This window comes from Paenibacillus faecis, assembly GCF_008084145.1.
GTDB classification, from domain to species: domain Bacteria; phylum Bacillota; class Bacilli; order Paenibacillales; family Paenibacillaceae; genus Fontibacillus; species Fontibacillus faecis.
Window position 1 is genome coordinate 295883 of the sequence record NZ_VSDO01000002.1, and the last position, 15328, is coordinate 311210.

General features: G+C 54.5%; 13 protein-coding genes. 12 read left to right on the top strand and 1 reads right to left on the bottom strand.

Going from position 1 to position 15328, the window contains the following annotated elements; genetic code table 11:
• Positions 1-3: 3 nt before the first annotated feature.
• Together FRY98_RS09145 and FRY98_RS09150 are read left to right on the top strand one after the other, a co-directional pair.
• A complete protein-coding gene (locus tag FRY98_RS09145; RefSeq protein WP_148451464.1) occupies positions 4-2040 on the top strand; it encodes a beta-galactosidase in 2037 nt (678 codons plus the stop codon).
• Between the two features lie 116 nt (positions 2041-2156).
• Positions 2157-3113, top strand: a complete 957-nt coding sequence (locus FRY98_RS09150) for a phosphotransferase family protein (RefSeq protein WP_148451465.1) — start codon at positions 2157-2159, stop codon at positions 3111-3113.
• Between the two features lie 672 nt (positions 3114-3785).
• Here FRY98_RS09150 and FRY98_RS09155 read toward each other — a convergent pair.
• Positions 3786-4859, bottom strand: coding sequence for a M42 family metallopeptidase (locus FRY98_RS09155; protein WP_148451466.1), 1074 nt, complete (start codon positions 4857-4859; stop codon positions 3786-3788).
• Between the two features lie 858 nt (positions 4860-5717).
• On the opposite strand from FRY98_RS09155, the gene spoVAC reads away from it, so the two are divergent.
• The 10 genes from spoVAC to yhbY all read left to right on the top strand — a co-directional run bounded on the left by spoVAC (position 5718) and on the right by yhbY (position 15318).
• Positions 5718-6224 (top strand): stage V sporulation protein AC, encoded by a 507-nt coding sequence (gene spoVAC, locus FRY98_RS09160; RefSeq protein ID WP_148451467.1) that lies wholly within the window; start codon positions 5718-5720, stop codon positions 6222-6224.
• Positions 6224-7249, top strand: coding sequence for a stage V sporulation protein AD (spoVAD, locus tag FRY98_RS09165; protein ID WP_148451468.1), 1026 nt, complete (start codon positions 6224-6226; stop codon positions 7247-7249). Before spoVAC ends, spoVAD begins: the two co-directional genes overlap by 1 nt.
• Positions 7246-7596: a stage V sporulation protein AE gene (gene spoVAE, locus FRY98_RS09170; RefSeq protein WP_148451469.1), complete on the top strand. Its 351-nt coding sequence runs from the start codon at positions 7246-7248 to the stop codon at positions 7594-7596. The genes spoVAD and spoVAE overlap by 4 nt, the downstream gene beginning before the upstream one ends.
• A gap of 181 nt (positions 7597-7777) precedes the next feature.
• The gene (locus FRY98_RS09175; RefSeq protein WP_373317698.1) at positions 7778-8752 is read left to right on the top strand and encodes an AAA family ATPase; all 975 of its coding nucleotides are present in this window, start codon (positions 7778-7780) and stop codon (positions 8750-8752) included.
• Positions 8753-8755: 3 nt separating this feature from the next.
• The gene (locus tag FRY98_RS09180; RefSeq protein WP_148451471.1) at positions 8756-10006 is read left to right on the top strand and encodes a DUF58 domain-containing protein; all 1251 of its coding nucleotides are present in this window, start codon (positions 8756-8758) and stop codon (positions 10004-10006) included.
• Complete coding sequence (locus tag FRY98_RS09185) at positions 10003-12270, top strand: DUF4129 domain-containing transglutaminase family protein (protein WP_148451472.1); 2268 nt, start codon at positions 10003-10005, stop codon at positions 12268-12270. Before FRY98_RS09180 ends, FRY98_RS09185 begins: the two co-directional genes overlap by 4 nt.
• A gap of 133 nt (positions 12271-12403) precedes the next feature.
• On the top strand, positions 12404-12931 hold the full coding sequence (locus FRY98_RS09190; RefSeq protein WP_148451473.1) for a YqeG family HAD IIIA-type phosphatase: 528 nt from the start codon (positions 12404-12406) through the stop codon (positions 12929-12931).
• A complete protein-coding gene (gene yqeH, locus FRY98_RS09195) occupies positions 12928-14055 on the top strand; it encodes a ribosome biogenesis GTPase YqeH (RefSeq protein ID WP_148451474.1) in 1128 nt (375 codons plus the stop codon). The genes FRY98_RS09190 and yqeH overlap by 4 nt, the downstream gene beginning before the upstream one ends.
• A 40-nt stretch (positions 14056-14095) precedes the next feature.
• Entirely contained in the window at positions 14096-14959 is an 864-nt protein-coding gene (locus tag FRY98_RS09200) for a shikimate dehydrogenase (protein ID WP_148451475.1), read from the top strand.
• 68 nt (positions 14960-15027) lie between these two features.
• Entirely contained in the window at positions 15028-15318 is a 291-nt protein-coding gene (gene yhbY, locus FRY98_RS09205; protein ID WP_148451476.1) for a ribosome assembly RNA-binding protein YhbY, read from the top strand.
• Positions 15319-15328: the final 10 nt, after the last annotated feature.

Here is a 15328-nt window from a genome sequence, read left to right on the forward strand (position 1 = left end):
GCAGTGATCAATGAAAAGCTGCCGAAAATATGGTACGGCGGGGACTACAACCCTGAACAATGGGAGCCCGAGATCTGGAAAGAGGATGAACGGATGTTCAAACTCGCCGGCATCGACGTGGCTACGGTCAATGTCTTTTCCTGGGAGCTGAACCAGCCCGATGAACATACTTACGATTTCACGCAACTGGACGAAACGATGGATCGACTTTATAAGAGTGGCGTTTATGTTTGCCTCGCGACCAGCACAGGGGCTCATCCCGCTTGGATGGCCAGAAAATATCCCGATGTCCTGCGCGTGGACGTGCAGGGGAGAAAACGCAAATTCGGCGGACGCCATAATTCCTGTCCCAATTCGCCGACATACCGGAAATATTCCACGCTTATGGCCGGAAAGCTGGCGGAAAGATACAAGGACCATCCCGGCCTGCTCATCTGGCATATCTCCAACGAATACGGGGGCTACTGCTATTGCGACAATTGCGCGGCCGGCTTCCGCGAATGGCTGAAGGAGCGTTACGGCAATCTGGATGCTTTGAATAAAGCTTGGAACACCCGGTTTTGGGGACATACCTTTTATGATTGGGAAGAAATCGTCCCTCCGAGCGAGCTGAGCGAGGAATGGGGAGGAAACCGCACCAATTTCCAAGGCATTTCCCTGGATTACCGCCGCTTTATGTCTCACAGTCTGTTGGAATGCTATCGGCTGGAATACGAAGAGATTAAGAAGCACACCCCGAATATTCCGGTCACGACCAACCTGATGGGCTTTTATCCGGAGCTGGATTATTTCGAGTGGGCGAAGTACATGGATATCGTATCATGGGACAATTATCCGTCTCTGGATACGCCGGTCAGCTTCACGGCGATGACGCATGACCTGATGCGCGGCCTGAAGAGCGGAGATCCGTTCATGCTTATGGAACAGACGCCGAGCCAGCAAAACTGGCAGGCCTACAATTCCCTCAAACGCCCTGGGGTTATGCGGCTTTGGAGCTATCAGGCTGTCGCGCGCGGCGCGGACACGGTGCTGTTCTTCCAGCTCCGCCGCTCCATCGGAGCCTGCGAGAAATATCACGGCGCGGTCATCGAGCATGTGGGCCATGAGCATACCCGGGTATTCCGGGAGGTTGCCGAGCTTGGCCGCGAGCTGCAGCAACTGGGCGATACGCTGCTGGACGCCCGCACGGAAGCAAAAATCGGCATCGTCTACGATTGGGAGAATCGATGGGCAACCGAATTGTCCAGCGGTCCGACCATCGCTTTGAACTATGTTAATGAAGTCCACAAATATTATGACGCGCTCTTCCAAATGCATGTGGAAAGCGATATGGTGTCGGTCGAAGAGGACTTTGGCAAATATGAAATCGTCATCGCCCCGGTCATGTATATGGTTAAACCGGGCTTTGCCAAGAAAGTGGAGCAATTTGTGGCCGCGGGCGGAACGTTCGTAACCACTTTCTTCAGCGGCATCGTCAATGAGAACGATCTGGTGACGACCGGCGGGTATCCGGGCGAGCTTCGTTCCGTTCTGGGGATCTGGGCCGAGGAAATCGACGCGCTGTTCCCGGACCAAAAGAACCAGATCGTGATGAAGCGGTCTTGGGGGAGTTTGGAAGGGCCGTATGAATGCGGATTGCTCTGTGACCTCATCCATTCCGAAGGCGCGGAAGTGCTGGCGGAGTACGGTTCCGATTTCTATAAAGGTATGCCGGTGTTGACGGTGAATAAATTCGGAAAAGGACGCGCTTATTATGTGGCCAGCAGCCCCGAGGCCGATTTCCTGCAAGGGTTGATGAAGAACCTGTGCGAGGAGAAAGGCATTAAGCCTCTTCTCGATGCTCCGGTAGGGGTGGAAGTGGCCCGCCGGGTCAAGAACGGGCTGGAATATCTGTTCCTGCTGAATCACAACGCGGAAGCTTCCGCGGTGGAAATCGGCGCCTCCGAACGCAAAGATCTGCTTGCGAATGCCGTGGTAACGGGTTCCGTGACGGTTCCGGGCCGAGGGGTTGTCATTTTGGAAAGCAAACCACAGTCCTAATCCTATATAATAGAAGCACAACGAAGAACCGCCGACCCTCGAACAACCGGCGGTTCTTTTTGTTCATTATCCGACGATTCCGTCGGCCAATATTCAGACGATGGGAGTAAGCCGTAATGCAAAATGCGATTAAGCCCCAGCTGTCCGGCCAGGAACTCGAGACTTTGGTTCATCGGGCTTTTCAAGGACAAAGAACGCTGGCACACTATGAAGAATTAACGGACGGGTGGTTCAACTCGGCCTATGCGCTTACCTGCAATGACGGGTTGAAAGCGGTTTTAAAGGCAGCCCCCCGATCAGGGGACGGAATGATGTCTTATGAACGGGACGTGATCCAAGCGGAGGTGGAGGTGCTGCGCTTATTGCGAAACGCCGGGAGTGTTCCCGTTCCGGCCGTCTTTTACGATGAAATCGGATCCGAGGACGGGGCTTGGTTTCTGATGGAGTTTATTGAAGGCAGTCCTTACAACAAAGTGAAGGAAAGCCTACCGGGTGAGGAACGCGTCCGGATCGAGGAGGAGTTGGGCCGACTGAACCGGTGCATCAACCGTATTCAAGGTGAACGGTTCGGATATTACGCCCGGGAAGAATGGCAGGGGGAGGATTGGCCGGCCGTGTTTTCGGGCATGGTTGCGGGATTGTTGAAGGATGCCCGGGTAAAAAGCATAACCCTTCCTGCGGACGAAGACGCCATTTTGGATCTTATAAGCCGGCGTAAAGCCAGTTTGGCGGAGGTAACCGTTCCGAGCCTGGTCCATTGGGACCTATGGGACGGCAATGTGTTCGTAAAAGAAGGGCGGATTATCGCGTTGATTGACTGTGAGCGGGCGTTGTGGGGCGATCCGCTGATGGAATTTTACTTTCGCTCCGTAGCCGGAGGGAGCCAGGCCTTCTTCCGCGGTTACGGGAAGGAGTCGTTTACGTCCGCCGACCGGGAGCGGATGGAGCTGTACGATTTGTATCTGGCTTTAATTTTTCATATTGAGTGCTATTATCGGGGATACAGCGACGAGAATCATATCCGTTGGGCCCAGGAACATCTGGTGAACACCTGGAACACGGTTAACCGGTGATCACCTTCGGGTAAACGGCGGGATGCCGAACAACAAAAAGCGCGGGTATCAGGGGATCACTCTCCTGTACCCGCGCTTTTATTTGGGGCTTTAGCCAGTTGAGCTGGCGAAGCGTGCGAAACCAAAAACCACCTGCTATGCGGGTGGTGTAGTGCTGCTTATGGCAAAAAACGACCTGATGGGTTCGTAACATAGGAGTGTTCAAGCTGCTACTATTTATAACGAAAGGAAAAGGTAGTTTAATGGCTAATCGAAGTGATACGTCACATACAAAGAGGCGCCTAGTGAGTGTGCTTCCAAACTTCGAACTCCAAAAAGATGCAAATCTGCAGGTATTTAAGCCTGATTCCCGAGGGAATGCGAAAAAAGATGCAAATCTGCAGGCATTTCCAGCGATTTTAGAGAAACGGGCCGGTTTCGTCGAAAATTCCTGCAGATTTGCAGGTATTTAGAAATTTTGGGCCCCGAACAAGAAAAAACATGCACATATGCAGGAATTTTATGTTATCAAGGTGGTCGGTAGGGGACTGGTTATAATCGCACCCCTTCAGGGGAGGCAAAAGCGGCAACGGCATAGTAGCTTGAACGAGGTGAAAGCTAGCGCCTTAAGACGCTAGCCAGTAAATAGTCTTAGAGCAAACCACCCGTTCACACGGGTGGCTTTGATTACGGTTAGCTGCGCTCCAAAATCGTATTCAGCGTGGTGCGGTCCAGCCCTTTGACCAGACGGATCAACAATTCCTTGGCCGCCGCATAGTCATCCGTGTGAATGATCGAGGACGACGTGTGGATATAGCGGGAGCAAATCCCGATCACCGTCGACGGCACGCCGATCCCGCTGAGGTGCACTTGCCCCGCATCCGTTCCTCCCGGTGAAACGAAATACTGATACTTGATTTTGTGGGTATCGGCCGTGTCCTGAATGTATTCGACCATCCCGCGATGCGTGAGCATGGTCGGATCGTAAATGCGCAGCAAGGCGCCCTGGCCGAGTTGTCCAAAGGCTTTCTTGTCCCCGGTCATATCGTTCGCCGCGCTGGCGTCGAGGCCGAAGAAAATGTCCGGCTGAATCAAGTTAGCCGACGTCCGGGCTCCGCGCAAGCCGAGCTCCTCCTGCACGGTGGCGCCGCAGTACAGCGTGTTCGGCAGCTTCTCCTGGTGCAGCGCCTCCATCAGCTCGATCGCCAGGCCGACGCCGTAGCGGTTATCCCAGGCTTTGGCCATGATTTTCTTCGGATTAACCATCGGCGTAAATTCGCAAATCGGAACGATTTGCTGCCCGGGACGGATACCGGCCGCTTCGGCTTCTTCCCGGCTGTCCGCCCCGATATCCAGATACATCGTTTTAAGGTCGACCGGCTTGCTGCGCTGGGATTCGTCCAGCAGATGTGTAGGGATCGACCCCACGACGCCGATAATGCGGCCTTTTGGCGTAATGATCTGCAGGCGCTGGGCCAGAACCGCCTGGCTCCACCAGCCCCCGAGCGGCTGGAAATGCACCATCCCGTTGTCGGTAATCCCTGTCGTTATAAAACCGACTTCATCCAGGTGCCCGGCCACCATAACCCGGGGGCCTTCGTCATCGCCGCGCAGGACGCCGAACAGACTCCCCAGCCGATCTTGTACGAATTCTTCGGTATAAGGGGACATTTGTTCCTTAAACCAGGCGCGGAGTTCCCGTTCAAAGCCGGGAGCCGCGGGAAATTCCGTAAGCTGTTTGAACAGCTCCATCGTTTTATTGTTCATCTTTTCGTACACTCCTTTCCATCAATAAATAGTATGTACCACCTTCCCCGGATTGTCCATGCTGCCGGAAGGCGGGTTTTTCGGAAGTGGAGTAAATTCCATCTTTGGAGGTAGCAACGCCCCCCGGGGGCTCATATACTACATCAAGTTCGATTAGGAAACTCGGGGGAGGCAAAGGCGGCCATGATGGAGCGCTACACCAAGGACTGGTTGTTGATCCTGCTCTTATTTATCTTGCTGGTCATCATCCTGGAATTACTATAGGGCGAAAGTGCATGAAACGGCGGTTTTCCACGGGGAAACCGTTTTTTCAAGTTTGACCCACACTATAAGGGCTCCAAGAACAGAAGTACCAAATTACATGTATTTGCTTGATCGTGAATGAGCGGGTCTGAATGTGCTAGTGTTGGTGGTATTGAATTGTCAGATTAACTGGAAAAACTCCCGCTAATCAGGTGCGGGGAAGCTTGCAGCACACGATTAACGGGAATAGCTCCAGTTATTTTTCGGGCGGAGGGCTGATTTATGCCGAAGGGGAAAAATTAGCTGGAGGAATTCCATCTAATGTGGCCAACCGGGGAGAACAGCACCAAATTAGCTGGAGAAAATCCCGGTAATTTGACGGCTGAGCAGCTTCAGTTAGGACGTAATAGGCGTGGAATCCGCTGAATGTACGGCCGCCATATAAAATGATCTTCCGATCGCCGCCCGCCCCAGATTTCTTACGGGATCTCGTCCACTTGGACAGGCCGGATTCCATGGATGATTTACCAATCATAACAAGAAGCCCGATGGCAAATACTGAGGATACAGTGCAAGCCCTGTCTTGAATAGTGATGATAAAAGGAGGAATCGCGCTTGCCAGCGAAAACGAAATCTAAGTCCGGGGCTAGGGTGGAATTGAATACGACGTCCCTGACGGAACAGGATTATCAACAAATTGCCAAGAAACATAAGCCCAAGACCAAAGTTTTCACCAACTGTCTTAAGGCTTTTCTGGTCGGGGGCTTGATCTGCCTGCTCGGCCAGTGTATACAGCAGCTGTTCATGACTTACGGCGGAATGACGTCCCGGGAAGCCAGCAGCCCGACGGTGGCGGTATTGATCATTATCTCCGTGATCCTTACGTCGCTCGGCGTATACGATAAAATCGCCCAATGGGCCGGGGCGGGATCGGCGGTTCCGGTTACCGGTTTTGCGAACTCCATGTGTTCCTCGGCGATTGAATCCAAAGCGGAAGGACTCGTACTCGGGGTCGGGGCCAACATGTTCAAACTGGCCGGATCCGTGATTGTGTTCGGCGTGGTTGCCGCATTTGTGGTCGGTGTCATTCATGTGATCTTCGGTTTGGGGGGCGTACACTGATGATATTGACCGGCGCGCAAACCTGGGAGTTCAAATCGAAGCCCGTTATTATCGGGACGGCGTCCGTCGTCGGCCCGGAGGAAGGCGAAGGCCCGCTGGGCGGGGATTTTGATTTTGTTTACGATAATCTGGAGATCGGCGAGAAGACCTGGGAGAAGGCCGAGCGCAAGCTTCTGGAGCACGCCTCTTCGCTGGCTTTGTCGCATGCGGGGATCACTCGGGAAGAGCTGCAGTTTTATATCAGCGGGGACTTGATGAACCAGATCATCAGCGCCACGTTTTCCGCCCGCAAAATCGGAGCTCCTTATATCGGTGTTTTCGGAGCCTGCTCCACCTCCATGGAAAGCCTGGCCATGGCGGCGCTGATCGTCGATGCGGGCGGAGCAAAGTATACGATGGCGGCCACGGCGAGCCACAATTGTACGGTGGAGAAACAGTTCCGGTACCCCACGGAATACGGTTCGCAAAAACCGCCTACCGCCCAGTACACGATTACAGGCTCGGGAGCCGCGGTCGTCTCCTCTTCCGGTTCGGGACCCCGAATTACGCACGCCACCATCGGCCGCATTCAGGATCTCGGCGTCAAGGACCCCTTCAATATGGGGGAAGCGATGGCTCCGGCGGCGGCGGACACCCTGGTCGCCCATTTTCGCGATACCGGCAGAAAGCCGGAGGACTATGATTTGATCGTTACCGGCGATCTGGCGACGGTAGGACATGCCATTGTGAAAGACGTGCTGAAAAAGGACGGCGTCAACATGGGGGCCACGGATTTCAAGGATTGCGGCCTGATGATTTACGACCGGGAGAAACAGCCCTATGTCATGGCAGGCGGTAGCGGTTGCGGCTGTTCGGCGGTGGTGACGTACGGGCATATTTTGAAAAAAATGAAGAAGGGTGAATTGAACCGGGTGCTGATCGCCGCGACCGGTGCGCTGCTCTCCCCGCTGTCCTATCAGCAGGGCGAGACCATCCCCTGCATTGCGCACGCGGTAGCCTTGGAAAGGGAGGGATTCGAAGGATGATTTTTCTGTGGGCCTTTGTCATTGGCGGCCTGTTTTGCGTCGTAGGCCAAATTATGTTCGATGTGTTTAAAATGACCCCCGCCCATACGATGAGTACCTTGGTCGTGGCCGGGGCCGTCATGGATGCGCTGGGCTGGTACGATCCGCTCGTCAAATTTGCCGGAGCCGGGGCGTCCGTGCCGATTACGAGCTTTGGTAACTCTCTGGTTCACGGGGCTTTGACCGAGCTGCACCGCGACGGCTGGATCGGCGTAATTACGGGGATATTCGACGTCACCAGCGCCGGGATTTCCGCGGCGATCATCTTCTCGTTCCTGGCGGCCCTCGTCGTGCGGCCGAAAGGATGAAGGAAAAAATGTACGATGAAGACCCAAAGGCTTTTAGGCCGACTGGGTCTTTTTTCTTTATGGCGTTCTTTTGTCTACCAAAAGAGTGCTTTAATAAGGTTCAGGGTTAAAGTATACTTCCATATCTAACATCATGTACAATAGAAGTAATATGAAGCCAGCTATAGCACATGTTGAAATTATGTCTGGAGGGAACAACGTGCCCGTGAAAGAGCCATCAATTTCCGTTATAGTCGCTGTTAAAGAAAACTTGGAATCCTGCATTCTTGGCAAATCCTTTGAAATCCAATTGCTGCTTACGGCCTTGCTCGCCGGCGGCCACGTGTTGATTGAAGATGTACCCGGGACCGGCAAGACGCAGCTGATCAAGGCGCTCGCCAAATCCATGGACGGGGAATACCGGCGGATTCAGTGCAATCCCGATATTCTACCGAGCGATATTACCGGTGTTTCGGTATTTCACCCTCATGAGGAACGGTTTGTGTTCCGGCCGGGTCCGGTAATGACAAACATCCTCCTGGCGGATGAAATCAACCGGGCGACGACCAAAACGCAATCCGCGCTGCTGGAGGTCATGGAGGAACGCAGCGTGACCGCCGACGGCGTCACCTATCCGCTTCCTCATCCGTTTATCCTATGCGCTACGCAAAATCCGATAGATTTTGAGGGAACATACATGCTCCCCGAGGCACAGTTGGACCGTTTTATGCTGAAAATCGCGATGGGTTATCCCGATGCGGCCACGGAAAAAAGCATGCTGCAGACCCATAGCCAGGGGCAACCTGTCGACCACTTGAAGCCCGTAACGACGATGGACCGAATTGCGGAGATCCAGCGGGAGATCCGCGAGGTGCATATCAGCGAGGCGCTGGCGGATTATCTGCTGGAGATCGTCAGACGGACCCGCGAGCATGAAGCCGTGCTTCTGGGAGCTTCGCCGCGGGCTTCGCTCGCCTTCATGACCGCAACCAAAGCGTACGCATTCTTGCAGGGACGCGGTTATGTCCTGCCCGATGACGTGAAAATACTGGCGCCTTATGTGCTGGGGCACCGGATTTTGCTGCGGCCGGAATCCCGCCTGGACAGCGTGAATTCGACCCAGGTACTGCAGCAAATTTTACGGCAGGTACAGGTGCCGGTGTCCGCGGGACGGTAACCGATGCGCGCGGTTCTGGATTATTTCAAAACGGGGATGACCTCGATCAATTTTTGGAAGGTGGCGTCCCTCTGGCTGATCTGTCTGTTTTATGTTTTGTTTCAGGGCGGCAAGACATCGTTGATGCTGTTCGCTATGGTTTCGTTGCTGGTCGCTTACTGGACCCTTAGCGGGCTCGGCGGAGTCAAAAGAATCAAAGGAACGCGAACCTTATCGCTAACGGGGGACCGGACCGGGCTTCTCAAGGCGGGCGAACAGGTTCAGGTAAAACTCCATGTTCAGCCTCCGCGGTTTCTCCCGCTTCCCTATATCGTGATCCGGGAGCATCTGCGCCGGCATAACGGGGATTCCTGGATCTTCGAGGACAGCATCATTCCTCATTTTAACCAAGAGGGCTTTCTGGTTTACCAGACACCTCCTTTGGAAAGAGGCAGGTATGTTTTCGCCAGCACGGAGTGTCAATCCGAGGATATCTTCGGATTAATGAAGCATAAGGGCGAGTTCCAAACGGGCGGCGAATTCCGGGTTCTGCCGAGAACGGTGTTTGTGCCGAAGTGGCAGTTGTACAGCCGGAACTCCCGATTGGCCGGTCCCGAGACAGCGGTATCGCTGTCCCGGCGGGAGACGACGCAAATCAACGGGGTCCGGGATTATATGTACGGGGACCGGATTTCGCGGATTCATTGGAATGCCACGGCAAAAACCGGAGCCTGGAAGTCGAAGGAATTCGAGCACGAATCGCTGCCGAAGACGGTTTTGGTGCTGGACGCACATTCGTCCAGTTATTTGGACCCGGCCCAGTTTGAATTGGCGGTATCGACCACGGCTTCGCTGATCGAATATGGAATCCGGGAAAGGATCAGCATGGGAATGTGTACGCTCGGCAGACCGTTCCGCGGGTTTCCGCCCGCGGAGGGATTGCTGGGGCGTCAGCAAATGCTTCAGCATCTGGTGGATATCAACGCCGACGGCTACGGAAACCACCGGGATATTTTGGAGGCCAAACGGGACTTTTTTACGCCTGGTGCGTTCTTTATCCTGATCAGCCCGTTGGCTGATGAAAAATTGCTGAACATCATGCGATGGGCCCGTACCCGCCAAATGATCCCTTATCACATTCACACGGGAAGCTCCTTTCAGGCGGCGACCCGTGAGGGGAGCAGGAGGGTGAACCTTCACAAGCATGGGTTCAGAGGGGTTACGGTTTCGTCGCTGAGCGAGCTTCCGATCGCCTTGGGAGGTGGAAAGCCATGAAACGAGCCGTAAACCGCCAGTACTCGTGGTATCGGATTTTCGCCGTGTTGTGGCTTCTGCTCATAGGCATGCAATGGGTGGATTACACGGAGCCGCTCTGGTTTTCGGAAACTACGACGTTGGTTACGGTTACCTTGCTGACGATTGCTATCATTGAAGTATTGCCCGTCCCTTCGCCATGGAAATGGTCGATCAAGATCATCGCGGTGGTCCTGGGATGGCGAGCCGTACTGGTGGTAATGGGGGCATATGTGCCGTACGGTCCTTTTTTTCCCGATCAATTACAGGGAATGGCCCAGCATTTCGTACCCTATATTTGGTTCTCGCTGGGGGCTTGGGTTCTTTTCGAGTTGGCGCTGGAACTGCTGACCGGAAAAAGAAGCGTATTGTTGTTCATGGCCGCCAATCTGATAACCTTCACGATTCTGGATTCCTTTACTTCCTATTATCTTTGGCAAAATGTAGCATGGACCGTCTTCGCCGGTCTTGGTTGGCTGGCCAGCCTTCACTTTCGAAATTTTCAATTGAAATATCCGCTGGGCTGGAGAAGAATGCGCAGTCAGCCGCTAAAGCTCGCTTTCAACATCCTGGCTATTTTTTCTTGTATTTTGCTGGTGGGTATCAGTATGCCTACGGTGTCCCCGATTTTAACCGATCCATACACGGCCTGGAAGAACAGGGAAAGCGCCTCCGAACCGGCGGATAGCGCGGCGCTGCCCGCGGTTGCGGCCGCCAACACGCCGACGGATCAAGGCGACGACCGGACGGAGGTTCAATCCGGCTATAGCCGGGATGACAGGGAGCTCGGCGGCGGATTCGAATTCAGCTATACTCCGGTCATGTCGGTGGAAACCCCTGTCCGGTCTTATTGGCGGGGGGAGACCCGGAGAACCTATACGGGCGAAGGATGGGCCGGTCTGGGTCAGGAAGGACGCGATTACGAGCTGTTCCATGAAAATCCGACGGGGACGCTGCCGCACAAGGAGCAGGCGCCCAAAACGGAAGTTAGGCGGGTAGAGCAGACGATCACGATGCAAAATGAAGAGGTGTATCCGGTTTTATTCGGCGGGTATGCGATGAAAAGCGTCGAAGTGTTGGATGAAGGCGTCTTCTCGTCCAACCTGGAATGGACCGAGAAGGAAGGGGAGCTGTTCTGGCTCGGGATGGGACAGGCGGTGAATCGTGGCGAGGAGTCGACCCGCCTATACCCGCGGAAATATAAAGTCGTGTCGGACATTCCGATCATCCCTCTGGAAGAGGTGCGGCGCGCGACATATGAGGAGCTATATCCGGAACGAAAGTATAGGGAATACCTGCAGATTCCCAACGGTTTTCCGGACCGGGTTCGTGAATTGGCCGAGCAAGTTACGGCCGAGGGCGCGACGCCTTACGCGAAAATGGAACTGCTTCAGGCGTATTTGCGGCAAAACTACGAGTATACGAACAAACCGGATTTATCACGCAAGAAGAGCAAGGATTTTGTCGACGGATTTTTGTTTGACGTCAAACAGGGCTATTGCGATTATTTCTCCACTTCCATGGTCATGATGGCTCGCTCTTTGGGCGTCCCGGCCAGATGGGTCAAGGGCTATGCGCCGGGTTCCCAACCGGACCCCGAATTTTTGCAGCGTTACCCGGAGAACGGTATGGCGTACCGCGTCAACAATGCGGATGCCCATTCCTGGGCCGAGCTGTATTTCGGGGATTACGGCTGGATTCCCTTCGAAGCGACCCCGGGATTCGACGCCCCGATCTTGTACGATGAAGAAGAGGATGTTCCGGCTCTCGCCGAGACTACGCCGCAGGACGAAACCACATCCAAAGCCAATCCCGGCTTGATGGACCAACTGAATCCGGCCACCGTCCGGACGGTATTTCTGATCGCACTGGCAATCGTTGTAACCTGGGTTGTCTACCACCTGCGGTCCGCGATTTATTACGGGTTCTTCCGGCTGCGGCTCGGCCGGCCTTTGACGTTGTCGGAGAAGGCGGTCATGGAAACGCTGCGTATCGTCGGAAAAATGAAGCGCCGAGGTTTTGCGCGCAGCGGCGACGAAACGCTTCGGGAGTCGTTCGCCCGCTGGAAAGAGCAGGAGCCGGGCATCTCGGCCGTTCTCGACGGACTGCTGCGGGAATTCGAGCAAGCCAGCTACAGTCCGCAGGCGTTTTCGGTAAGCCAGTGGAGAATCGTGCAGGAGCTGGGCCACAAATTAAGCCGCATGACCCGCAAGAGGGTACGGATCCCGTTCTTAACCCGATCCTGATACTCATCTGCGTCAGAACATTTAGCTCCATCCCCGGTGCTTGCGCCGGGGACAATTTATTTTTTAAAATAAAATGATAAGATGGAGTAAGGATATGGTATAGTTTGTCGTATGAAACCGAGGTGAACGTATTTTGTTTGAGAGATTTTTGCCCAAGTTACGCGTGAACAACGTGTTTGATATCGATCTTCAGAGCCTGTATGATCAAGGCTACCGGGGAATTATTACCGATCTGGACAACACGCTGGTCGGAGCCAAGGCTCCGCTGGCCACGCCGGAACTCGTGGAATGGTTTGAAAAGGTAAAGAAAGCCGGGTTTAAACTCGTGATCGTGTCAAACAATAATTTGGACAGGGTATCGGTGTTTGCGACCCCATTAAATATTGAGTATGTATATAAGGCCAGAAAACCGGCCGGGTCCGCTTTCCGAAAAGCGATGGATATGATGGGGCTGCGCCCCGAAGAAACGATCGTGGTCGGCGACCAGTTGATGACCGACATTTTCGGCGGGAACCGGCAGGGCTTGTTTACCGTGCTGGTTCTTCCGATTTCCGTGGCGGACGAAGGGTTTGGAACCCGCATCAACCGCAGATTGGAACGAATCGTCAAGCATCGGCTCGGGAAGTCGGGATTATGGCTGGAGGAGGAAAAACAGAAATGACGGACAAGCAAAACGAAGGGCCGGAACTTCGCTGCAGCGGCTGCGGGATTCGGCTGCAAAGCGAGGAGCAGAACAAACCGGGGTTTATCCCGCAGCAAGCTTTGGACAGGGAGCCGGTGATCTGCCAACGCTGTTTTCGCATTAAAAATTACAACGAATCCTCTTCCGTTACGGTGGAGCAGGACGAGTTTTTAAGACTGCTGGGACAAATCGGCGGCCAAGAAGCGCTGGTGATCCATATCGTTGACCTCTTCGATTTTCACGGCAGCGTGATTTCGGGGCTGCAGCGTTTTATCGGGACCAATCCGGTATTGCTGGCCGTCAACAAGATTGATCTGCTGCCCAAAGTCACCAATTGGAACAAGGTTCGCAACTGGGTGCAGAAAGAAGCGAAAGATCTCGGTCTGAAAGTTGAGGATGTGGTGCTCTGCAGCGCGAAACAAAGCAGCGGCTTCGACCGTTTGCTGGATGCCCTGCAATCTTACCGGGGAGACCGTGACGTTTATGTGGTAGGGGCGACGAATGTCGGCAAATCGACGCTGATCAACCGGTTGATTCGGGACTACAGCGATCTGGAGCAGGAGCTGACCGTCTCCAGATACCCCGGTACGACGCTCGATATGGTGCATATTCCGCTCGATGACGGCAAGGCGATTATCGATACGCCGGGGATTATGTATCCGTCCCGCTATACCGAGTGGGTCAGCCCGCAGGATTTGGGCGTGCTGCTCCCGGACAAGCCGTTAAAACCGGCGGTGTACCAATTGAACGAAGGGCAAACCCTTTTCTTCGGCGGCTTCGGACGTTTCGATTTTATTCAAGGGGAACGCCAGTCGTTCACCTGCTTCGCAAGCGGCCGGGTACCGCTGCATCGTACCAAGCTGGAACGGGCGGACGATCTGTTCAGGGATCATGCCGGTGAATTACTCTCGCCGCCAAATCGCGAAAATCTGGAGAAACTGCCCGAGTGGACCCGGCACGAATTCCGAATCCCTAAAGGAAGCCGTTCCGATCTGTTTATCTCGGGTCTCGGCTGGATGAAAGTCAATAATGATGTCGGCGCGGTTGTAGCCGTCCATGTGCCGAAAGGGATCAAAGTATTGGTCCGGCCATCTTTGATCTAAGACGGCCCGCACTTATGGAACGGACCAAAGGGGGAAAGCTATGAATGCCTTGAAACATACGATGAGTCCCGAACTTCCGCTGCTGCTCGGCGTGATGGGGGACCCCGTCATCCAATCGAAATCGCCGGTCATGCACCAGGCGGCGCTCCGCGCTTCCGGGCTGGCGGGGACGTACGTTCCGCTTCACGTGGAGGCTCGGCGCTTGGAAGAAGCGATTATGGGCGTCCGTGCGCTGGGTTTTCGGGGCGTAAACGTGACGGTCCCCCACAAAGTCGATTGTATCCCTTTCTTGGACGAAGTCGATGAAGGGGCGAGGGCGATCGGAGCGGTGAACACGATCGTCAATGACGGCGGCCGGCTGAAGGGATATAACACGGACGGCATCGGCTATATCCGCTCCTTGAAAGAGGAGGCGGTTTCGGACCTGGCCGGGAAGAACGTCCTCGTGCTCGGCTCCGGCGGCGCGGCACGCGGCATTGTGCATGCGCTGCTCGGCGAGAACCCGGGCCGGGTCACCGTAGCGAACCGAACCGCGGACAAAGCGCGCAGCCTCGCAGCGGAATGGAGCGGGCTGGGGCCGCTGCGAGGCTGCGGAATGGAAGAGATCGCGGGGATCCTTCCCGAAATCGATATTCTGATCAACACGACATCGGTCGGCATGTATCCGCATCCCGGACAAACGCCGATCGATCCGGCGCTGCTGCCTTCCGGCATCGTCGTGAGCGACCTGATCTACAATCCCTTGAAGACGGAGCTGCTGATCCGCGCGGAGCAAAAAGGCTGCCGGATTCACAACGGCCTCGGGATGTTCGTGTATCAGGGCGGCTACGCTTTTGAATACTGGACCGGCCTTACGGCACCGGTCGAAGCGATGCGCAACGCGGTTTTAGGTACACTGGGTTAACCCCTTCCTTCGCAAGAGGTCTTGGGATATGATAACCATTATTAATTTTAGAGGAGTTATGAACTTACATGCTAAGCGGAAAACAAAAACGTTATTTACGGAGCCTCGCCCATCATCTCCAGCCTATTTTTCAGGTGGGCAAAGGGGGAACGAACGATCAGATCATTCGTCATATCTCCGAGGCTTTGGAGCGTCGGGAACTGATCAAGGTTTCCATATTGAACAACAATCTGGACGATCCGAAAGAGATCGCCGAAGAACTGGCCGAAGGCGCCGGGGCTGAACTGGTGCAACTGATCGGAAGAACGATCGTTTTATACAAGGAGTCTCAAGAATATAAGCAGATCGAGCTTCCATAAACGGCTGGGG